Source organism: Vibrio sp. A37, assembly GCF_059777565.1.
Genome location: NZ_JBLNLI010000002.1, coordinates 510,816 through 532,147, shown reverse-complemented (window position 1 = coordinate 532,147; position 21,332 = coordinate 510,816). Strand labels below are relative to the sequence as shown.

Sequence of the window (21,332 nt, the reverse complement as noted above, 5' to 3'; positions counted from 1 at the left end):
AACGTGCTAGTGATTTATTAGAATAATATCTAATTTTGATTAAATTATATCTCATTGATTTACCTTGCAAATCAGTAATTGATAAAGAAAAAAGTTGGCGAAAATCATAAGCTTGACTTACACTTTTCAAGGTAAAGCCTATATGTTGTTGATTGGCTAGGCGAAATGCTATGGCGCAGCCTTTTAGGCAGCAATGTTTAACACAGTTTTGAGGAAAGTTTTATGGCGCTCACAAAGGCCGATTTGGCTGAGAACCTGTTTGAAAAACTTGGATACAGTAAACGGGATGCCAAGGAAACGGTTGAAGTGTTCTTTGAAGAAATTCGCAAAGCACTCGAAAGTGGCGAACAGGTAAAACTGTCAGGTTTTGGCAACTTTGATCTTCGCGATAAAAATGAACGACCTGGTCGAAACCCGAAAACCGGTGAAGACATTCCAATTACCGCTCGTAGGGTGGTAACCTTCCGTCCAGGCCAGAAGTTAAAAGCTCGAGTTGAAAATATTAAGGCAAGTTAGAGTTTTATAAAGGTAAAATTCGGCGGTGAAAGCTTTCACCACCGTGTTTTAAGGTTGTGCGCTACACTTCAATGAGTAGCGCTCAGACTATGCTGCTTGAAGGTGTGTAGTGATGTAAGGCTGCCATGCCTTTTGATATAGCTCCTTCGATACCTGCCTAATGTTTTCAATTTTCGCTGTTTCTAATTCTGTAAGTGCTCGGTTTTGTTCCGCAGCACTGCGTTCTATAAGTTGAATCTCTTCATATAGGTCATGCTCACGCCCACTTTTTACATCCGCTATTGCCTGAAGGTGTAACTGAACTTCAGCAATCAACCCTGATTGAGGTAATTGAACAAGCAAGTTTAAGTCTCGGTACCCAGATTCTCTAGGGGATTTAAATCTGTTTTTTACTCTAACGACCGTCGTTTCTCGGCTCAGGGCTTCATATACTTCAACTAGGCTAGAGACATCATTCGCAACAATTGTTGCTCTCGCCAAGTCGGTAATTTTTTCGACGTTGCCACCTAATTCATGATTTATTTTGTTTAGCGCGCGTTGTTTCGATTTTGTGCCTGAAAATATAGCGTCAGTTCCTGTGAGTAGGGCGGCACTTGCACAAAGTATTTCCAGTTCTTTTTGGGCATTAGTTGCGTGGCTGTATAAGAGGTCAAAATCATTGTAAGGTTGAATCACCGAAGCTTGTTCGGTACTGGATATGCCATAAAGGCCGCTTAAACAATGCTTGAAACGTTTGGAGCAAACTTCATTTTGTTGCTGGTTTGACAGTCTAGATTGTTCACTCCCTGAAGGAGTCGGAGGCGCAGCAAACGCAGACGTTCGGCTCAGCAACAGCAACATGATTGCTGTAGTACGGAAAATAAAACTCATTCACTCTCCTCAAATTCGCTGTGTTGAATAAAAATGTGACAACAAAAAGTTATAAAGGTTTTCAGCACAAACAAATCAAGAGTTAACAAATATGAAATTGGGCGTTAAGAAGTGGAATTCAACCATGAGCAAAGCAAATACTTTAAAAGTATGCGAGCTATCACAACTTCGAACTTGTCTTTGCGCCTGCTTCCTTAATCTACATTTGAAAGTATATTGATGGAGAGATTAATGGAAAATGAACAAAATCTTTAGCTTCATAAGAAGGCTGTAACAATCTGTAACCACGCTCTCAGTTCGTGTAATCTAAGCAATTAAAAAGTATAGTTATGCCACGAAGTCCATCCGGCTACGTAACAACAATCACAATAAGTCTAAAAGGCCTTTAATAATGAAAGATCCAGAATTTTGGCACAACAAGTGGGCGTCAAATCAGATTGGTTTTCACCTCAATGAAGTCAACCCTATTCTAATTAACCACTGGGAGAAAACGTCTCCAGCTAGAGGTGATAAAGTATTTGTTCCACTTTGCGGTAAAACTGAAGATTTGGTGTGGTTGGCTTCTCGTCATGATTCAGTACAGGGCGTCGAACTTAGTCAGGTGGCAGTTCGTTCATTTTTCGCAGAGCACTTTTACACGCCAACAGTAATTCCTGTTAGTGGTCAACATGAGCTTTACCAGTTCGACGAACTTTCTATTTATACTGGAGACTACTTTACCGCACCAATAGAGAAAGTGGATATTGTTTACGATCGCGCTGCTCTGATTGCATTACCTGAAGAAATGAGAAAAGAATATGTAGTTAGGCTCCTTTCTCTATTGAAGCCAGAAGGTAGAATTTTGCTGGTGACATTAGACTATAGTCAGTCAGAGATGTCAGGCCCTCCATTTAGTGTGCCTCAAGCAGAAGTAGAAAAACTATTTGAAGGACTAAAAGTTACGCATTTGTATCGAGATGATGCTGATGAAAGCCACCCTAAAGTCAAGCAAAAGGGATTAAGCCGATTTGCTGAGGAAGCTTGGCTAATTGAAAGCTAGCTTTCTACCCCAAGCGCTTTGCTTCGCTTGGGGAATAGCAGTTTAATATAGAATATCTATTTTGCTAGCAGATTTAACAGCAGTTTCTATCGCTAACTCGATAGAGTTTTTTCTCGCCAGCACAACACCAAGTCGGCGCTGACCATCAATATCTGGCTTTCCAAATAAGCGTAGCTGGCAAACAGGATTTTCCAAAACATGGTTTAGCCCCTGGTAGCGAATGTTTTTCGACTGGCCATTTCCAAGAATGACAGCTGAAGCGGAGCTACCCAACTGATTAATGGCTCCAATTGGTAAGCCAGTGAACGCTCGAACGTGAATAGCAAACTCAGACATATCTTGAGAAATGAGGGTAACTAAGCCTGTATCGTGTGGGCGTGGAGACACTTCATTGAATATCACATCATCGCCATTAATAAACAACTCGACGCCAAAGATACCGTAGCCGCCTAACGCATCGACAATGAGTTTTGCTGCATGATGGGCTTTATTTAGAGCTTTTTCTGACATACTTTGTGGCTGCCAAGATTCGCGATAGTCACCATCTTCTTGCCTATGACCGATAGGAGCGCAAAAATGTACGCCATTTACTGAACGGGCCGTCAGTAGAGTAATCTCATAATCGAAATCGATGAATCCTTCAACGATGACTTTTCCGGCAGTACCTCGGCCCCCTCGCTGAGAGTATTCCCACGCAGCTCTGATTTCTGCAGGTGTCCTAATGACACTTTGACCTTTACCAGAAGAGCTCATTACTGGTTTGCAAACACAAGGTAAACCAACACCTTCAACGGCTTCCGCGAAGCTTTGATAACTGTCGGCGAATCGGTAAGGGGAGGTATGAAGCCCTAGCTCCTCTGCGGCGAGTTTGCGTATACCTTCGCGATCCATGGTCAGTTTTACAGCTTTTGCTGATGGTACAACATTTAAGCCTTGCTTCTCTAAATCGACCAATACATCGGTTGCAATAGCTTCGATTTCAGGCACGATAAAATCTGGCTTTTCCTGCTCGATAACGTTACGGAGTTGATGGTCATCTAGCATGTTGAATACATGAGAGCGATGCGCAACCTGCATAGCAGGGGCACTTGGATACCTATCACACGCGATAACCTCGAGTCCGAGCCTTTGGCACTCGATTGCGACCTCTTTTCCTAGCTCTCCAGAGCCTAATAATAAAACACGAGTTGCACTTGAAGTCGTAGCGGTACCAAACATATAAAACCTTGTACCTAATATGGATAATGGTTAGGTGCTAAATAATACTTGAAGATAGAGAAAAAGCAAACGTTTGCTTTTTAGTGGTCTATATCAGCTTTACATTGTAAATTCCTTATTTTATTAGAAAATAAAGAATTAAGCCGGCCTAAGGGAGTTTGGTTTAAGTTAAGTCAGTGCTACCGAATTATCTTAATAAAAATTGTATTGAGTGGGTATACAAATATCAACTTGCGTTCATAACGCGGTTGGCCATATCACATTATATTTAATATTTTTATCAATAAAAGTTGAATTATATTTCTCATTAATGTAAAAAGTACAAGATGTCATGGGATAGGAGCAGACATTAGATGCGTGTTGATTTTGAATTAGCAAAATCGATAAGGATATCTATAGAACAATTAAGTGTAGGGATGTTTGTTACAGCAATTGAAGAGAATGAAAATATCACTCTCGCTAATGCTGGCAGAGTACATTGTCCAACTTCCATTAAAAAGCTAATGGATAACGGTATAAAATTCGCTTGGGTTGACAAAAAACTTTCATGCGCAAAGTGTGAAATTGATGTTCGACCAATTCAACTCGTTGATCCCATTGAACGTCAATCACTTCAAGAAATTCGAGAAAAACGTAAACTTGCCTCTAGAGACGCCCAACAAAAGAAAGCAAAAGTCTTAGTTGATCACGCAAGAGATCTTGCTCATAAGCTTCTAACCAATACGTTTCAAAGACGAACTACGTTAGCAGAAGACGCCAGTGCGTGGGCAGATAACATTGTCGATCTGGCGTTAGTTGATACGGATGCTATTCGTTGTGTAACAGCACTGAGAAATAAAGACAGCTATTTATTAGAACACTCTGTGAATGTGTCCTGTTTGCTCGTTAGTTTTGGTAAGCACCTGCAGATGGACAAAGCAATGCTTAAACAGCTAGCTATTGGCGGAATCATTCATGACATTGGCAAGATAAGGGTAGATGACAAAGTATTAAACAAGACGGGCAAGCTTACTGCAGAAGAATTTGAGCAGATGAAAATGCATCAGATTTATGCCAAAGAGATCTTGGCCAAAGTGGAAGGCTTTAGCCAAGTAGCCCGAGATATTTGTCTAATGCATCATGAAAAACTGGATGGTTCGGGATACCCTGACGCACTCTCCGGTGGTCAAATTCCACTCCATAGTCGAATGAGTACTATCGTTGATATATACGATGCCCTGACCGCCGATAGGTGTTACAAAAAAGGGGTAAGCTCTGCTGAAGCTTTTAAAATTATGTTGGATATGAGTCCTCATCAACTTGATAAAGACTTGGTGTATAAGTTTATTAATTGTATCGGTATTTACCCGGTAGGATCGGTTGTGGAGTTGTCCGACGGTAGGGTAGGTATTGTATGGGATCGCAATGATACTAATCCGTTAGAGCCACAAGTCAAATGCGTGTACTCTCGTAAATATAAACACTTTATCGATGTAAATTACGTCGACACTAGCAAGCATGAAGCATCTATAGAACGTGCTATTGCACCTTCAGCGTTAGAAGTTGATATTTCGCCTTACTACAAATAATAGAAAGCAAGACGAAAAACCATCGCAAAAGGCCAGTACGCTCTAATTTAGATCGAAATATATGAAACCGGAACGTCTGGGTTCAGAGCATCTAATGTCGCTTGTGTATCCGCTAAATGACTTGAACTTGCTTCGGTCATTTCTATTAAGGCAGCGGACCGAATGTCTTTAAAACTGCGTCCATCCATTAGAACTTGAATTAGTGCGACTTGAAGCGGTGGAAGGCTAGGGTTAAAAGCCGCGTTCTCTGCGTACGAACCTTTGTATATATTTCCGTCGTTCAGCTTTAAAGCCACGCCGCTTAGGTTACCGCTGTATGGGGAATGGCTTTTATTGAGAGCAGCTAAAGCTTGAGATACAAGCAAATCGTCGTTGTCAGGTATTTGTTTACCATGATCTTTATCCCCCATAAGGCCGATAGTTACCCCAAGATCTTCTGGTCCGAATGAATCTGGCAAATATTCCTCCAGTAACATTTCGTCTCTTTCTGGCAGTTGTACTTTTAGTTTGGTTGATGTTGTCAGCTCACGCATGAATTGCCGACAGTGACCACAAGGGCTGTAGTTGACCGTTACATTAAGTATTCCATCTTCACCTTTCATCCAAGCGTGGCTAATCGCACATTGCTCAGCGTGAATTGATTGACTTAACTGAGTGCCCAAAAACTCAATGTTAGCACCAAAGTAAAGGGTTTCTGATAAGCCTCGCACGATTGCTCCAACATGAAAATTAGAGATTGGAGAATAAGAGTACGCTGCTGCTAAGGGAAGCAAAGCCAATCGTAATTCTTCATCTGACAATTGGGATAACGACAGCATTTCATTGAATTGCTGTTTAGAAAGTGTTCCGGAGAAACTCTCGTTAAGAATGATGGGTGACAAATACTTTGCGATAGACTGCGGCACTTTTTTGAGTGCTTCTTGAAGTCGATTATTCATTTCAAATCCTGTGACGTATACGAAGCTTTATTTTATGTGCTTATATAAAATAAAGTGTGATAAAAATCACTAAAAATTATGCAAAAAAGTTAAATATTGCAATTTACAAGTGATGTCACACATTTCAGGGTTACTCCTGAAGTTTTTAGAAATAGTGGCTTAACCACACTGAAAATGAAAAAAATACCGGGGCTAATATAGAAGTGATAATCCCACATATAACCAGTGCCAGAGAGCTATATGCTGCGTCATTTTCTGTTTTCTCTGCAGCAGTCGCAGTACCAAGAGCGTGTGACACTGTCCCCATGGTTAGGCCCCGAGCAATAGGGTGAGTAACGTTTAGAATTGAGTATACAGGGTAAGCGATGATGGAGCCGAACAGGCCGACAATAAGCACTAAAATTGCTGTGATGGCCGGCTCTCCACCTAAATGGCTTGAAATTACCATAGCGATAGGGGTGGTCACCGATTTGGCAACAACACTGGCTAAAAGCGTCGAATTTGCTTGAAAGTATGCCGCTAATACGGTCGCAGATAACATTGACATAGCGCTGCCTATGGTACAAGTCAGCAGTATGACTTTCCAGTTTCTCCTAATTTGAGGAAGCTGCTCATAAAGTGGGTAAGCCAGTGCGACAACAGCAGGCTGGAGTAAAAAGGTGACAAATTCATTCTGAGAATAGTAGCGTTCAAATGGAATATTAAAAAATATCAGTATACCGATGATAGCTGCAACGCTAAGCAATAACGGGTTCAAAAAGGGAGAGTGAGCTTTATTACTGATCCACTTAGCAACAACATACAGCGCGACAGTTAATACAAACCACATCACTTTGCCTCTTTTTTCAGCAATCGATCAAGGGTAACGCTTAAGGTCACCAATACTATAAATGTGCCACCGAGCGTGCTGGCTAAAATTGGTAGAGCGCTATCTATTAATACATCGAAGTGCTGCATTAGACCAACGCTGATAGGTACGAATAAAAAGACCATATAACGAATAAATAGGCTCGCGCCAGGCTTGACCCATTTCACTGGAACAACATTTGTTGCCAAAAGCGCAAACAATATCAACATACCAAAGATGCTGCCGGGTACGGAGACGCCCATAAAGGATTGTATTCCTTTGCCAATGAATAGGCAGATAAAGATCAGTATGAAAGAGATTAAGTACTGAAGAATATTTAAAAACATATAAACCGCTTTGTTCAAACAGCCAACTTTGTATTGGCACCAACTCTACAGGTGAATTATAAACGTTGAGAGCCGGTGTTTTATATAACAAAGTTTTTATGATGTCAGCTGTTCGACGTATTGATACACTGATTTTAAAATTGCCATTTTTGCTTGATCCTGTTCATGATCATGCACAAGGTTTTCTAAGTTAACCATATAATCTGGTAGATGACTTTCAAAATAGTCCCTGCAATGGCTGGCCCATTTAGTTTGTTCTTCTATATTCAAGCTCCAGCTAAAATGACGAGCACGATAATTAAAAAGCAATGGAGCAATACGATTATCTTTAAACGAGATATCAAGAGCAGCAAGATTGTTGGGCTCGGTACTTCGTATCACCTCCATCGAAGCTTTGTCTGCTGGAGAAAAGAATCCGTCATACAGTTTAGTATCAACATCGTCAGACTTTTCAAATTGCCTTTCCTGTGAAAATAGCTCGGTCAATTTTTCTCTAATTTCGGGATGTTGACGAATGATAGCCAAATTCTCTAAACAGCGTTCTCGATCGATGTTGATAGCTTCAGCATTTTCTGCAGTTAGCGTTTTAGCTGGGGCTAAAATTGGACACTTGTTGAGATGAACGAGTTTAACTGGGACTGGCACTTCGTTTTCAGATAGCTCTTCTCGTTTTGTATACAACCTCTGTTTGAGCTCGTCAGAAGTAAGGTTGAGCAAAGGGGATATATCTTTTGCGAGGTCCACAACGGCAACAGCATTTTTATTTGTAGGGTGCCAAATGATAGGAGCGACCCAAGAAGTGTATTGGCATTCTCTACCAAGCATGCCGGATACGTGCATGAGTGGCGTAATATTCACTACGTCAATCAGCTCATTAAGTTTCGTTTTGTGGCGCATTTGCAGGAAGTAATTGAATAACTTAGGTTGAGCGGCTTTTAACTTTTTCGCTAGCTCAATTGTAGCGATAACGTCAGCCATAGCATCATGGGCGTTTGAGTGCTCAATACCATTTGCAACCGACAGGTCTTCGAGTTTAAAACTAGTAAAGCCTTCTTCATTTTCTGGCCAGTTAATTCCGTCAGGTCTCAAGGCATGACAAGCTCTCATTACATCGAGAAGATCCCAGCGGGAGTTTCCATTTTGCCAACTCCAAGCATATGGATCGATGAAGTTGCGGTAGCAGGTGTAACGAGTGACTTCATCATCGAAGCGAATACTATTATAACCGAGGCTGGTGGTATTGGGTTTTGATAGTTCGTTGTGGATTTTCTCAATGAATTCTGGCTCAGACAGACCTTTCGTCTGAGCTTGCTGAGGTGTAATCCGAGTTATCAATGCTGCTTCCGGCGAAGGGAGGTAGTCTTGTGGCAATTGGCAGTAGATGACTAGCGGCTCACCAATAATATTAAAGTTCTCGTCAGTTCGTACTCCGGCAAACTGGCTAGGTCTGTCTTTTGCTGGGTTAGTACCCCATGTTTCATAATCAAAGAAGAAAAAAGTTGGCTGTGCGTTGCTAGTCATTTGGTTCATATCTTGTAAAAGGAATAGACGAACGCTTCGGAGGAAGGGCTCGTCTTTTATTAATGCAAGTATCTATCAAATAGCTTTGATATTGCAAGAAATTCACGACGCGTTAGGCTTGAGCTTGTTGCGTGGTGGCTTCTCCTTCTGGGTTGATGTCTTCTTGTTTTAGTAGCCGGCTGGTGATGGTACCTGCAGTCATAGCACCAGAAACATTCAGAGCAGTGCGAGCCATATCAATAAGGGGCTCGATCGATATCAATAACGCAGCGATGGTTACTGGTAGCCCCATTGCCGGAAGAACAATCAATGCAGCGAATGTTGCACCACCTCCTACACCAGCAATGCCAAATGAGCTAATTGTAACGATAGCGATCAGTGACAAAATGAAATGCGTGTCCATTGGGTTGATACCAACAGTTGGCGCAACCATGACTGCTAGCATTGCAGGGTATATGCCTGCGCATCCATTTTGACCAATTGTGGCACCAAATGATGCAGATAGGTTAGCGATCGCTGGCGGTACATTGAGCTTGTTGATTTGAGTCTCTACATTAAGTGGAATGGTTGCCGCAGAACTGCGTGAAGTGAACGCAAATGTAAGGACTGGCCAGATTTTCTTGAAGTACTGTTTTGGGCTAACTCCAACAAAAGATAACAGCAAACCGTGAACAAAAAACATGAGAACAATGGCGGTATAAGAAGCGACAATGAAGCCCAGTAGATTAAGAATGTCTGACGCGCTGGATGTCGCCACGACTTTTGTCATAAGTGCTGCAATACCATATGGCGTTAAAGCCATGATCATTTTAACCAGACGCATAACGATGGCTTGCGAAGCATCGACGATAGATTTTATTGGAGCTTCCAACTCGCTGTTTTCATGTGTCACTTTTCTAGCAGCGATACCGGCCAGCACGCCAAAAATAACAATAGCAATAATCGAAGTTGAGCGTGCGCCAGTTAGGTCAGCGAAAGGATTTGTTGGAATAAAGCTTATCAACATTTGCGGTATCGTTAAGTCATGAACGCTTTGTAGGCGGTTTTCCAGAATCGTGGCACGTGCAGCTTCACGCGCACCTTCGGTCAACCCTGCAGCAGACAATCCAAACAAATGAGTTACGATAACGCCAATCAAGGCTGCGATTGCGGTGGTAAAAAGCAACGCAAAAATCGTTAAGCCTGATATTTTGCCCAGAGAGCCGCCTTTATCGAGCTTCAAAACGGCTGAAATCATTGAGACCAAAACGAGTGGCATAATAATCATCTTGAGCAAGCCAACATAGCCACTGCCGACTATATTTATCCACTCAAGTGTTTGCTGAATCTGAGGGTTGCCTTCTCCGAAAGCAAATTGCAAGCCTAAACCAAACACGCTGCCAAGTACTAAGCCAAATAGTACGAGTCGAGATAGAGAGTTATTTTGACGTTGTCTTTGAAATAGGAACGCTAAGATACATAAGAAAACGGCAATTGCCGCAAAGAAACTTAGGGACATGGATTATTTCCTTATAATATTCAATGCCTTTATTACAATTTGTATGCCAACATATCGAAATTATGACGCGTATATAAATAAGTTATAGGAATAATATATAACTAAAATAGCATAAAAAATGATGGTAGCAGTCTGAATAACAATAAAGCGTAATGTATTAGTTTGCCGATACCATACAGGTAATCGCTGTGGAACAGTACGTGGGTACAAATAAGCATGACTGCTTGGAATGACTTAATTCGTTTAGTTTATTCTTATGTGAAACTAGAATCACATTCTTTTTAAACTAATTTCAAGGGGTAGATAAGTGCCTAAAAACCAAAGACTATGCGTTATATGTACACCTATTAATAAGTTAGGAACTTTTAGAAAAACGATAGGATATTTTCCAAATCATGACAGCAAGTACCTCTGCAAATTATGCTTAAAACTCGAGCGTCCGAAAGTGCTAGATAGAATAGCAAGCCTGATTATTGGTAAAAGAGTATCGATTACTAATAGAGCTAGAGATTATAGCCATCTTATTATTGGTTATGATCATGCTCCAGACAAGAGTGAAGGGCTGATTTTTGTCACACACCTTATCCGGTTTGTCTCCTATTTTTATCGTCGCTATGCATATAAACTTGTCGCTTTAATAGAAGGGCTTCAATATACCGAACCATACTTCCCAAACTACCAAATAAAAAAATATTTACGAGAAAACCGGCAATCATTTGTTCACCCATCTCTAAACCCGGAAAGCTTCCCACAAGGCAACTTTAATGATGAATACGTTAATGGACTAGATTCGATTATAGGTAGAGGCGTGGAGTCAATGCTGATAGGTGATAACACCAGCTCCAAAAACCAAAACACTATGATTAATTGGCAGCAAGAGAACAAAAGACGCCAGTTAGTTATGTCAAAATCAAGAAGCAAATTCCAAAATACAGGAAACAAAATAAAAACTTCAGAAAAGGCGATACGGTATTTTTCAATATGGCGTACTTTAGGAACAGATTTACAAGCGCTAGAAATACCAACATATGGAGTGGAAAACATGCGAACTTTCACTCCAACCGCATTAGATGAACCAGCCTTAAAATTTGCGTCTAATTTCGATTTACCTGTCGAATTTATTGCTTCGAATATGGAACTACTAAATAACCTGAAGTGGCTAGGGATTGATTTAAAAGGGTTCAAAGACAAGAATGGCTTCAAACCCAAGCCATGGATGCTTGCCGAAATGTTGTCTGAAGACATATGGGATAGCAAGAAACTACGAAATAAACAGACAGCGCAACTTCGATCTATTGTAAGAAACCGATCAATGAATATGCTGGCGGCTGAAAGAGCATTATGGCTTCTAAGTCATTCAAGCTCTGAGAACTATTCTATAGGGATCCATATAGTTGGTATAGCCCATGTTTTGAATTTGAATATAAACCAGAACTTAATAAAATCGATGCAACAGCAGTATATAGAGCGTAGCAAAGTCATTTCACGTCAAGGCAAGACCAAACCACCACTCACAATCATAGTTAAAGACACCAGTGGTAAATGCGACTTTGGAAATATAGACTATATGACGACCCACTGGCTCAAAGACCAATATAACCACTATCCAATTTTTAATAAAAATGGCTATAGAGATCCAGATTGGGTGATTGAGTACAATGCCACCATATCTTAAGTTTATCAAATATTGAATTAGCTTCTACTGGTAGGGAGTAGTGAACAACTGGATGGCTCCGTTGAAAAGCTTGTCTGAAAGCGGAGTTCGTTTAAGTCGTTTAAAATTTAGTAATACTAGCTTTACCTGCATAACTGTTGCGATTTTTCTCTAAGTTCAAAAATTTCTAATCTATCTTCAATGCTGTCGATCGGTAACTTTATAGGCAGTGATATTTTTTAAGTATCGTCAAAATATCAGCACTAGTTAAAATGGTATGTTTTTTTAAACTTGAATCGAGTAGGCCAAATAACATAGCGCGTGCCACGTGTTTGGCGCTGATAGGAATAAGTTTTCTAAGTGGGCCTATCATGACGGGTTTTAAATGCTCTAGCAGAGCTAAAGTGATCAATTCGTTTTTCCGAGGAGTATCACGCATCCCCACTAGAGGGCCTGGGCGAACGATAAGTAACTTTTCAAAACCAATGCCCGTAAGCGCGATCTCCATTTTCCCTTTACATCGTAGATAGTGTGAAGGAGAGTTTCTAGAGGCTCCATAGCTTGAGATAACGGACAAGTGAGTCACACCAAGTAGTTTCATGGTTTGTGCTACTTCACATACTAACCCGTAATCGATTTTTTCTAGATTTTCTGAAGAGCCAGCTTGTTTGCGAGTTGTACCTAGACAGATAAAGCCAAGTTTGGGGGGCTGTTTGCTTTCATCCCAATTATTTATGTGAAGGCTTTGATTTTGCAGTATTTCCAATTTAGGGTGCGTAAATGGCAGTGAGCTTCGACTTAGAGCGTAAATATGGGTGATAGGGCCATCTTCAAGCATTTCCTTTAGTAGTTCTGTGCCAACAAGGCCAGACCCACCTGCTAAAATTGCAACAAACTCTCTGTTGCATTCACTTTCGCTCATGCCTATCTCCAAACATATCTATCCCTAAACGATGAGACTTGGTGATATTGATAGCATAGTAAAACTTCATAGGAGAGGGGGAAGTTGTTTAGGTTGTGTATTACAGCTCTTGGCTCACTACTGAAATCTAAACAGAACAGTAGTGAAGCCAGCCTTGTTAACGTTTGAATTAATTTGACATTACGTCATTGATAAGGGGACTTTTTTTTGTCTTTTAGCACCTTCAGTTTTACCTGGGCGCTGTCTTTTCGCGTGTTGATTGGCAAACATAGAAACTCCTTCTCTTGGTTGCTCCTAGATTAACAGCAGATTTGCTGCATTGTTCGTGCCACTCTTTGAGCTCAAAGTAACGATAGTATAGTTGAGATATTCAATATTTACTATGTGATAAGTTTTATATGAATGCTTCATGTTTTTATGTTCGCATTATTAATTTGATTGAGTTTAGACTTCTAGACTGCTACTTTGCTTATCATGATTGAATTTAGTAAAGTAGTTGGACTGTTCACCTATAAGGATGCATCTCATGTACGAAATTCCACAATTGAACTTAAAAGACAAGGTTTCCGATGTCGAGTGGCAGACGCGAGTTGAGTTAGCGGCAGCCTATCGTTTATTCGTGATGCACGGTTGGGATGACCTGATCCATACCCATATTTCAGCTCGTATTCCTGGTACAGAAGAACTACTAATCAATGCGTTTGGGCTGGCGTTTGATGAAGTCACTGCCTCAAATCTAGTTAAAATAGATATCGATGGGAATGTCATTGATCCCGATTGCCCATTTACTATTAACCCTGCGGGATTCACTATTCACAGTGCAGTACATGAAGCTCGTCCAGAAGATCAGTGTGCCCTCCATGTTCACAGTAATGATACTGCTGCAGTTGCTAGCTTAAAAGAAGGGCTTTTGCCTTTGAGCCAATATTCAATGTTTGCGTTAGCTTCACTGAGTTACCATGATTATGAAGGTTTGGCGGTCAATCACGAAGAAAAACTGCGTTTGCAGAATGATTTAGGTAACACTAACTTTATGCTGCTAAGAAATCACGGCGCTTTGACTATGGGTAAGACTATCGGCGATGCATTTATGCACATGTACGACCTTACACGCGCCTGCCAAATTCAATTGCAAATTCAAGCAACAGGCCAGCCAGCTCAACTGGTCGATCAGTCAATTGTCGATGGAATCAAAGCTCAAGCAAATATTGTCCATTCAGGTAATACTGGCGGACAGACAGCTTGGCCTGCAATGATGAGAAAAGTGAAGCGCGCATACCCAGATTTTGATCAATAAGATAATAAATTAATACTAAAACCAGAAAGTAGGTTAGCCTCAAAATGAAAATAACTGAGATAGAAATTTTTGATATTCACTGTCCGAAAAGGCCGCCGTGGAATCCAGTGTTTGTACGCATTCATACCGATGAAGGCATATCTGGAGTTGGCGAAGCTGGCTTAGCATACGATTGGGGGCATAGTGCTGCTGCGGCGATGGTGAAAGAAATAGCGGAAGCTGTATTGATTGGCTTCGACCCTTTTAATACGGAACAACTATGGTCACGAATGCTTCGTGAGAGCTTTTGGGGCTTAGGTGGTGGACCAGTACTTTATTCTGCTATGAGTGCGATTGATACCGCACTTTGGGATATAAAAGGTAAAGCACTAGGCTTGCCTGTCTATCAGCTGCTTGGTGGTAAGACAAACGATAAACTTCGTACTTATGCGAGCCAACTGCAGTTTGATTGGGATAAAGAGTGCAAGAAGCTAATCGAACCTGAAGAGTATGCTGAAGCGGCGCTAAAGGCAGTTGCTGAAGGCTACGATGCGGTAAAAGTGGATCCGATTGTTTACGACCATAATGGTGAGTCTTCTTTTGACCGAACTAAGCTGTTTACTCAGCCCCAAATGCGTCTATTTGGAAATCGCTTGAGAGCTATTCGTGATGCTGTTGGAGAAGATGTCGATATTATATTTGAATCTCATTCTTTAATGGGTGCAGCATCAGCGATCCAGATGGGTGAAGTTATCGAGGAAGTGGGCTGCATGATGTATGAAGAGCCAGTTAACTATCTCAACTCGGCTATTCATAAGAAAGTTTCTGATAATGTGAACGTGCCTATTGCTGGTGGTGAACGTCTCTACCATCGCTGGGATGCAAGGCCGTATTTTGAAGATCAAAGTATTGACGTATTACAGCCAGACGTTGGTTTGTGTGGTGGTTTCACTGAAGCGAAAAAAGTGTGCGATTATGCGGATGTTTATGATATTCGAGTTCAAGCGCACGTATGCGGTGGGCCAGTGGCGACAGCGGCGTCATTGCATTTGGAGACTGCGATTCCAAACTTTTTGATTCATGAGCATCACACCTATGCGATTAAAGATTGGAACAGAGAGTTATGCATTCAAGATCCGCAACCAGAAAATGGCTTCTTCCAAGCCCCAGATACTCCAGGGATTGGAATCGAGTTGAATGATGAAGTGGTTAAGCGTTCACCACATGTATCGGTGAAATAAGGCTAAAACTTGTACCAGTGTAAGGCGTTGTCATGAAACAACGCCTTAATTTTATCGAAACTAAGTTCGTTAAACTGTTGCCAGTATTTCTCGTAGTTGGTTGAGAATAGGCACAATGGAAAGTTGCTCGCTAGCATGACTCGATGCTCGCCAAAAGCTGACACGCACTCGTTTATCACCGCATTTACCCATTTTGCATCATAATTACGGGCCCCCATTTCCCAACCCGAACATTTTACAGCAAGGTTACTGTTATTCGCTAGAGCGTTTAGGTTTTGTTTCCAGATCTCCCAGTCCTTATCATCCAGCTGTGGTGGAAAACCAGCGTGATTCAAAATGACAATTAATTCTGGAAGTTGTTCGATGTTTGTGAGTAAAGCATTAACGGCTTCAGTGTCAGTCAAAAACATCTGCAAATCGAATGAAAGGCCGTTCTTTGATAAATAGCTGAGATTTTCGATCACGTGTGAATTGGACAGCAACTCGTAGGCTTGTTTGTCGAAAATATGCCGTATACCGACCACAGATTCATATTCGGCGATCTTTTCTAAATCTTGCTGAAATTGACAAGGGGGCTGGGTTAGATCAGCGCTTGCGATTGCTCGAAAAGGCAGAGTTGCATTTTCTTCTAGCCATTCTATCTCTTTCCACCACTGATCATTGTCAAAACCTGCTTCGATATGGACATAGCCAGCTAACGCTTTATTAGAGCCTAAACACAAATCTTTTTCGTGAAAGTTGCGGCAAATCTTGTGCTTGTCTGGCCATGTTGGCGGATTATTAGGTTTTAACCACTGATAGTCACCTTTATCGATATCAAAAAAGTGTAAGTGAGGGTCTATGATTTTTAACATCGAGCTGCCTATCGAGTTGTATATCCGCCATCAATAACTTGGGTGCTACCAGTAATGAAGGTGGCTTTCTCGCTAGCAAGGAATAGAGCATATTGAGCCACTTCTTCTGGCTGACCAATTCTACCTAGCGGTTGCAGCTCTGCTTCACTTTTATGTTCTTCGTTAATATCGGCTCCAGAACGAGCACAATAATTCTCAACTGCCCTATGATAGAGAGGAGTTTCGATAGTACCTGGGCAAAGGGCATTCGCGCGAATATTGTATTTTGCGTAATCAATTGCTGTCGTTTTCGCCATTGAAGCAAGCGCGACTTTACTCAGGTTGTAAGCAAATGAGTTGGGTTTTGCGACCAAGGCTTGTTCTGACGATAAGATAATGATTGACCCAGAGTGTTGTTTCTTCATTGAAGGTAAAACAGCCTGTACAGCGGAATAGGTGCCTTTCACATTGATATCAAAAATACGCTGTAGCTCTGCCTCTGACGTATTTTCGATTGTGGCCGAGTAGTGTATTCCCGCACAAGTAACCAATACATCAATAGTGTGTTTTTGTGCAATGTCATAAATGTGCTTTTGCACAGCTTCATGATTGGTGATGTCGCAGTGCAGATAGTTTCCACCTTCACTTTCGTTTAAATCAAGGTTGAATACTAGGTAGTTGTTTTGCAGGAATAGCTCAACAATTGCGCGACCAATACCGGAGCTTCCACCAGTAACAATGCAGGTTTTTTTCATAGTTTTATTAGTGTTCTAGTTTCGGAAAGAAAATCATAACCGAAGTTAATCGTTAGTGATATAACGGAGTGTGAAAACATTCTAGGTAGAGGCCGCTAAAGACTATTGCCGTAGGAAATATATGATATGTAAGCAACAGCACGTATATTGGTAATAGGCAAATCATACTGAGTAAATGCAAGATAAGATTGTTTACTATTTTTCTCAAATAAACAAGGTTATAACTGGCGGGACTCCATGCTAGAATGCTTATCCAAGCTGATCTCGTCACAAAAATTTCATTGATGTAGTTGTTGTGTCGTTGACAAGCTGCGTTTATTTGCGAGTATGGATTACATGTATCAAATATCAATTAGTGATAACTGCGATCTCCTTTGTATAAATCGTATAGTCAACTTATTAACATACACCGGTGCATTAAAGGAGTAGCGCATGACTCAACCTCTGTTTAAACAATCATTTTTGCTCGATTCTCTCGATCTCTCTCAAGACATTTTGCCTCAACAAGAGAGTGTTGCTGGAGGCGTGACTCTAAAGCTACACCAACAGGGTGTGCTTGAAGTTATTCCAGCCTCTTTGGATGAAAATACCAAGCATATCGTCATTTCATGTGGTGTACATGGTGATGAAACCGCTCCTATGGAGTTAGTAGATAAAATCGTAAATGATATCTCCAGCGGGTTTCAAAAGGTTCAGCAGCGTTGCCTATTTATCATTGCGCATCCAGAAGCAACCAACATTCACAAGCGTTTTGTCGAGGAAAATTTAAATCGCTTGTTTGACATGAAAGAGCTTCCTCTTAGTCAACGTACGTCAATTACAAAAGAGAGAGTCATCGCTGAAACGTTGAAATCTTTAGTGAAAGAGTTTTATCAAAACACCGAGCAACATCAGCGCTGGCACTTGGATTTACACTGTGCAATACGATTATCTAAACACTACTCTTTTGCAGTCAGTCCGAAGTCTAGGCACCCAGTGCGAAGCAGGGCATTAGTTGAGTTTATTGAAAATAGTCATGTAGAGGCGATTTTGCTTTCGAATGCGCCATCAGGCACATTTAGCTGGTATAGTGCAGAAAATTATGCAGCTCAAGCGGTTACGCTAGAATTAGGCAGAGTGGCTAAAATTGGTGAGAACGACCTTAATAAGTTGGTAGCCTTTGATCTGGCGCTGCGTGATTTAATATCCGACAGCGTGTCAGAACACCACCCTAAGAAGCCGATTATTTATCGTGTAAGCAGAACCGTGGTTCGCTTAAATGAAGATTTTGATTTTCTATTCTCGGATGATGTCGAAAACTTCACTTCATTCAAGCATGGCGAAGTTTTTGGTCACGATGGAGATAAGCCTCTCATGGCGAAAAATGAAGGGGAAGCGGTCGTTTTTCCAAATCGACATGTTGAGGTTGGTCAAAGAGCTGCTTTGATGGTCTGTAAAGTAAAAACTCGATATGAAGATGATCAATTAGTATACGATTGATTTTCAGCTACGATCGTATGCAGAAGTCCGCTTTTTAGCAATGATATGGCTTAACCTTAAGAGTTAAGCCATTCTTATTTTTAGGCAACAGACCCTAGTATTCAGAAATTAAGTCGCGATGGATTATAGTCAGCTCATTCGTTTCAGAACCAGTCAATGGCGCAGAGCGATATTGATATTGTGTGTTCTACTGCTTTTGGCAAGTATTGCCTATGTTTCAGTAGGACAAATTTTTATTTCCCCGTTCAATCACTTAAGTCAAATCGATAAGACTCTTCTTATTGAGTTGAGGTTGCCTAGGTTGGTCGCAACGATACTTATTGGAGCTTCGTTAGCGATATCGGGTGCGGTATTACAAGTCTTGTTAGGCAACGTTTTGGCAGAACCGGGAGTTTTGGGAATATCCGGTGGAGCAAGCTTAATGATGGTTGTCGTACTGTTTTTATTGCCTTTCTGGGCAACACCAATAGGTCTGATGCTTGCCGCTATTTCAGGAGCACTGGTCTTCACTAGTGTACTCGTGTCTATGGCAAAGTTAATGCGGTTGACAACAGCAAGGCTACTATTGGTTGGCGTTGCTCTGGGTATACTGACGAGCGCGGCTATTACTTGGGCATTTTACTTTAGTGACAACATGAATCTTCGTCAGCTATTGTATTGGCTCATGGGCAGTGTGTCGGGGATGAGTTGGAGTCAACTTAGCCTCGGATTTGTGATATTGCCGTTTGTTGCTTGGTTGTGTGTGCAAGGAAACGTGCTTGATAAGTTGATGCTTGGCGAGATTCATGCCAAACAACTTGGAGTCAATGTTCATAGGATTCGGTGGAAGTTAATTTTGGCTATTTCCGTAGTTGTTGGCTGTGCGGTAGCATTAGGAGGTGTCATCGGGTTTGTGGGCCTTGTTGTGCCTCATTTAGTGCGTTTAGCTCTTGGAACAGAAAACAAGTATTTGCTTCCCTGCTCAGCTATTTCGGGTGCGCTTCTGTTGGTTTTAGCGGATTTGATAGCTCGAACTTCGATGACTGCTGGTGAGTTGCCTTTGGGTGTTGTGACAACCACGATAGGTGCGCCAGTTTTTATATGGATGCTAATTCGTAATTATGATTCAAATTAAATCAGTGAGCGTAAGCTCTAGATTATTACCCATGTCATTCGAATGTGAACAAGGAGAAGTGGTTCATCTAATAGGACCAAACGGTAGCGGAAAGAGTACGTTGTTGTCTGCTATTGCTGGAGTAGAGCCATTTTCCGGTCAAGTATTCATTGATGATATTGAGGCGAGTACATGCTCGCTCGAAGATTTAGCAATAGTAAGAGCCTATTTAAGTCAAAGCGAACGCCCAGCTTTCAATATTCCAGTTTTTCGCTACTTGGCTCTTTCAATCCCACCTAGATGCGCTGTTACTGAAGCAAAAGTGAGCGAGGCTATTAGAGAGCTTGCACGTGAAGTTCAGATAGCAGACAAGTTACACCGTCCTATCCATCAATTGTCCGGAGGGGAGTGGCAAAGAGTGCGTTTAGCGGGCATTTGTTTGCAGGTTTGGCCGTCAATAAACTCACGTGCCAAGCTACTTTTGTTAGATGAGCCAGCTGCATCACTCGATATTGGGCAAGAAAGGCTTCTTTATCAACTTATTCAAAAGGTCGCAGAAAAAGGCATTACTGTGATTATGGCAAATCACGATCTAAATAGAAGTTTAAAGCATGCAGACAAAGCTATTTTGCTCGATGGTGGTGTAGTGGTTGAGTCGGGGACAGTTTACGACGTTCTTAAACCAGACGTAATTAGTAGAGTATTCAAAACAACCGTAAGTTTAGAGCAGGCGAATGGCTCTAATGTACTGATTTTTGAATGATTATAGTGCGTAGTGCACTATATTTGGGCCTGGCTAACACAAATGAGAATATCACAAACCCTAATAAACTCTATATAAAACAAATAGATAAAAGGTGTTTATGAAGTTGGTATAAGTTTTGTATTGCATATACTTGTACATTCTCGTTCTTGTTAGACTTTGTGTCCTTTAAGTTCTAACGCGTTTTTAGCCACCTTAGTATTAAGGTGGCTCTTTTTTTGCCTTAAGCCGTAAGAGGTTCAAGATTGGCCGGACGATAGTATACTGATTTCAGTACTTTACCTTGCCTGATCGTTTTGCCTTCTGCGATGAAGTCTTCAGCGCACTTCGCAATGATGTATTCGCCTTTCTCTACCGACATCAGCTTCACGCCTTGTTTTGCGTAATGTGCTTCCGTATCAGCGTATTCCTTTGCATTACGACATACTTTGCTCATGTTGCTAGAGTGAACTTCATCCCAGCAAGGGATAAACTCGATACCAACATTTTTAGCTACATTAAGAAGCAAATCGATCAAGTAGCTAATAGCTAGGTTGTCGTCGATGTTTTTATGTCCTAGATGGACTAGGCGGCCCATTAGTACATAAACCGTATCGACAATGGCATCTGCTTTTTCAGTTTTGCTATCTGCATCGGCAAGCTCGGTCAACTCTTCAATTGCGAGTGACGTATGCAGAGTATCAGCCTGTTCATCGAGGGTATCTGGCGCGTTGACTGGAAGATCAAATGTACTGCGAAATTCCAAAATGTCTTGGTACAAATGATTAAAAATAGGCTGGGTAAGTTGGGATAAGCGCATTATTTGAGTCCGATAATAAAAAACGAATTAATCTTAACAAAGCCTATTTGGCCGTGCCACATTGAAGTGTTCAAAATGTTTGGATGTTCGACCGTTTTGTATACGATGAGACCAAGCTCATTGATATAAGTTGATGACTAGTCTTTAATATCAGT

The 21,332-nt window shown here is 41.3% G+C and carries 20 protein-coding genes; 9 read left to right on the top strand and 11 right to left on the bottom strand.

Annotated elements, in window-relative coordinates; translation table 11 throughout:
* Positions 1-222 precede the first annotated feature (222 nt).
* Complete coding sequence (gene ihfA / locus ACM2FC_RS05995; protein ID WP_237362153.1) at positions 223-516, top strand: integration host factor subunit alpha; 294 nt, start codon at positions 223-225, stop codon at positions 514-516.
* Positions 517-603: 87 nt separating this feature from the next.
* Here ihfA and ACM2FC_RS05990 read toward each other — a convergent pair whose 3' ends face one another.
* Complete coding sequence (locus ACM2FC_RS05990) at positions 604-1,386, bottom strand: RelA/SpoT domain-containing protein (RefSeq protein WP_498479963.1); 783 nt, start codon at positions 1,384-1,386, stop codon at positions 604-606.
* A 391-nt stretch (positions 1,387-1,777) separates the two neighbouring features.
* Between ACM2FC_RS05990 and ACM2FC_RS05985 the strand changes: the two genes are divergently transcribed.
* Positions 1,778-2,425: a thiopurine S-methyltransferase gene (locus ACM2FC_RS05985; protein WP_498479962.1), complete on the top strand. Its 648-nt coding sequence runs from the start codon at positions 1,778-1,780 to the stop codon at positions 2,423-2,425.
* A gap of 42 nt (positions 2,426-2,467) precedes the next feature.
* Here ACM2FC_RS05985 and purT read toward each other — a convergent pair whose 3' ends face one another.
* Positions 2,468-3,643, bottom strand: a complete 1,176-nt coding sequence (purT, locus tag ACM2FC_RS05980; RefSeq protein ID WP_498479961.1) for a formate-dependent phosphoribosylglycinamide formyltransferase — start codon at positions 3,641-3,643, stop codon at positions 2,468-2,470.
* Positions 3,644-3,996: 353 nt separating this feature from the next.
* Between purT and ACM2FC_RS05975 the strand changes: the two genes are divergently transcribed.
* On the top strand, positions 3,997-5,211 hold the full coding sequence (locus tag ACM2FC_RS05975; protein WP_498479960.1) for an HD-GYP domain-containing protein: 1,215 nt from the start codon (positions 3,997-3,999) through the stop codon (positions 5,209-5,211).
* A gap of 47 nt (positions 5,212-5,258) precedes the next feature.
* On the opposite strand, the gene cdd is transcribed toward ACM2FC_RS05975, so the two are convergent.
* From cdd to ACM2FC_RS05950, 5 genes are all read right to left on the bottom strand, one after another.
* A complete protein-coding gene (cdd, locus tag ACM2FC_RS05970; protein ID WP_498479959.1) occupies positions 5,259-6,149 on the bottom strand; it encodes a cytidine deaminase in 891 nt (296 codons plus the stop codon).
* A 145-nt stretch (positions 6,150-6,294) separates the two neighbouring features.
* The gene (locus ACM2FC_RS05965) at positions 6,295-6,978 is read right to left on the bottom strand and encodes an LrgB family protein (protein WP_498479958.1); all 684 of its coding nucleotides are present in this window, start codon (positions 6,976-6,978) and stop codon (positions 6,295-6,297) included.
* Positions 6,978-7,343 carry a CidA/LrgA family protein gene (locus ACM2FC_RS05960; protein ID WP_498479957.1) on the bottom strand — a complete coding sequence of 122 codons (366 nt, stop codon included), beginning with the start codon at positions 7,341-7,343 and terminating at the stop codon, positions 6,978-6,980. The genes ACM2FC_RS05965 and ACM2FC_RS05960 overlap by 1 nt, the downstream gene beginning before the upstream one ends.
* A 96-nt stretch (positions 7,344-7,439) precedes the next feature.
* A complete protein-coding gene (sbcB, locus tag ACM2FC_RS05955; protein WP_498479956.1) occupies positions 7,440-8,864 on the bottom strand; it encodes an exodeoxyribonuclease I in 1,425 nt (474 codons plus the stop codon).
* Positions 8,865-8,976: 112 nt separating this feature from the next.
* Positions 8,977-10,362 carry an L-cystine transporter gene (locus ACM2FC_RS05950; RefSeq protein WP_498479955.1) on the bottom strand — a complete coding sequence of 462 codons (1,386 nt, stop codon included), beginning with the start codon at positions 10,360-10,362 and terminating at the stop codon, positions 8,977-8,979.
* Between the two features lie 445 nt (positions 10,363-10,807).
* Between ACM2FC_RS05950 and ACM2FC_RS05945 the strand changes: the two genes are divergently transcribed.
* Entirely contained in the window at positions 10,808-12,037 is a 1,230-nt protein-coding gene (locus ACM2FC_RS05945; RefSeq protein WP_498479954.1) for a hypothetical protein, read from the top strand.
* A 199-nt stretch (positions 12,038-12,236) separates the two neighbouring features.
* On the opposite strand, the gene ACM2FC_RS05940 is transcribed toward ACM2FC_RS05945, so the two are convergent.
* A complete protein-coding gene (locus tag ACM2FC_RS05940; RefSeq protein WP_498479953.1) occupies positions 12,237-12,938 on the bottom strand; it encodes a Rossmann-fold NAD(P)-binding domain-containing protein in 702 nt (233 codons plus the stop codon).
* 526 nt (positions 12,939-13,464) lie between these two features.
* Between ACM2FC_RS05940 and ACM2FC_RS05935 the strand changes: the two genes are divergently transcribed.
* Together ACM2FC_RS05935 and ACM2FC_RS05930 are read left to right on the top strand one after the other, a co-directional pair.
* Positions 13,465-14,235 (top strand): class II aldolase/adducin family protein, encoded by a 771-nt coding sequence (locus ACM2FC_RS05935; protein WP_498479952.1) that lies wholly within the window; start codon positions 13,465-13,467, stop codon positions 14,233-14,235.
* Between the two features lie 44 nt (positions 14,236-14,279).
* Positions 14,280-15,455 carry a mandelate racemase/muconate lactonizing enzyme family protein gene (locus tag ACM2FC_RS05930; protein ID WP_498479950.1) on the top strand — a complete coding sequence of 392 codons (1,176 nt, stop codon included), beginning with the start codon at positions 14,280-14,282 and terminating at the stop codon, positions 15,453-15,455.
* 2 nt (positions 15,456-15,457) lie between these two features.
* On the opposite strand, the gene ACM2FC_RS05925 is transcribed toward ACM2FC_RS05930, so the two are convergent.
* Complete coding sequence (locus ACM2FC_RS05925; RefSeq protein WP_498479949.1) at positions 15,458-16,309, bottom strand: amidohydrolase family protein; 852 nt, start codon at positions 16,307-16,309, stop codon at positions 15,458-15,460.
* Between the two features lie 8 nt (positions 16,310-16,317).
* Positions 16,318-17,043: an SDR family NAD(P)-dependent oxidoreductase gene (locus ACM2FC_RS05920; protein ID WP_498479948.1), complete on the bottom strand. Its 726-nt coding sequence runs from the start codon at positions 17,041-17,043 to the stop codon at positions 16,318-16,320.
* A 432-nt stretch (positions 17,044-17,475) separates the two neighbouring features.
* Between ACM2FC_RS05920 and ACM2FC_RS05915 the strand changes: the two genes are divergently transcribed.
* The 3 genes from ACM2FC_RS05915 (at position 17,476) to btuD (ending at position 20,378) form a co-directional block, all read left to right on the top strand.
* Positions 17,476-18,522 carry a succinylglutamate desuccinylase gene (locus ACM2FC_RS05915; protein ID WP_498479947.1) on the top strand — a complete coding sequence of 349 codons (1,047 nt, stop codon included), beginning with the start codon at positions 17,476-17,478 and terminating at the stop codon, positions 18,520-18,522.
* Positions 18,523-18,640: 118 nt separating this feature from the next.
* Entirely contained in the window at positions 18,641-19,636 is a 996-nt protein-coding gene (gene btuC, locus ACM2FC_RS05910; RefSeq protein WP_498479946.1) for a vitamin B12 ABC transporter permease BtuC, read from the top strand.
* Entirely contained in the window at positions 19,623-20,378 is a 756-nt protein-coding gene (gene btuD, locus ACM2FC_RS05905) for a vitamin B12 ABC transporter ATP-binding protein BtuD (RefSeq protein WP_498479945.1), read from the top strand. The genes btuC and btuD overlap by 14 nt, the downstream gene beginning before the upstream one ends.
* A 223-nt stretch (positions 20,379-20,601) precedes the next feature.
* Here the strand turns inward: btuD and ACM2FC_RS05900 are convergent, their stop codons facing one another.
* Positions 20,602-21,177 carry a nucleoside triphosphate pyrophosphohydrolase family protein gene (locus ACM2FC_RS05900; RefSeq protein WP_498479944.1) on the bottom strand — a complete coding sequence of 192 codons (576 nt, stop codon included), beginning with the start codon at positions 21,175-21,177 and terminating at the stop codon, positions 20,602-20,604.
* Positions 21,178-21,332 lie beyond the last annotated feature (155 nt).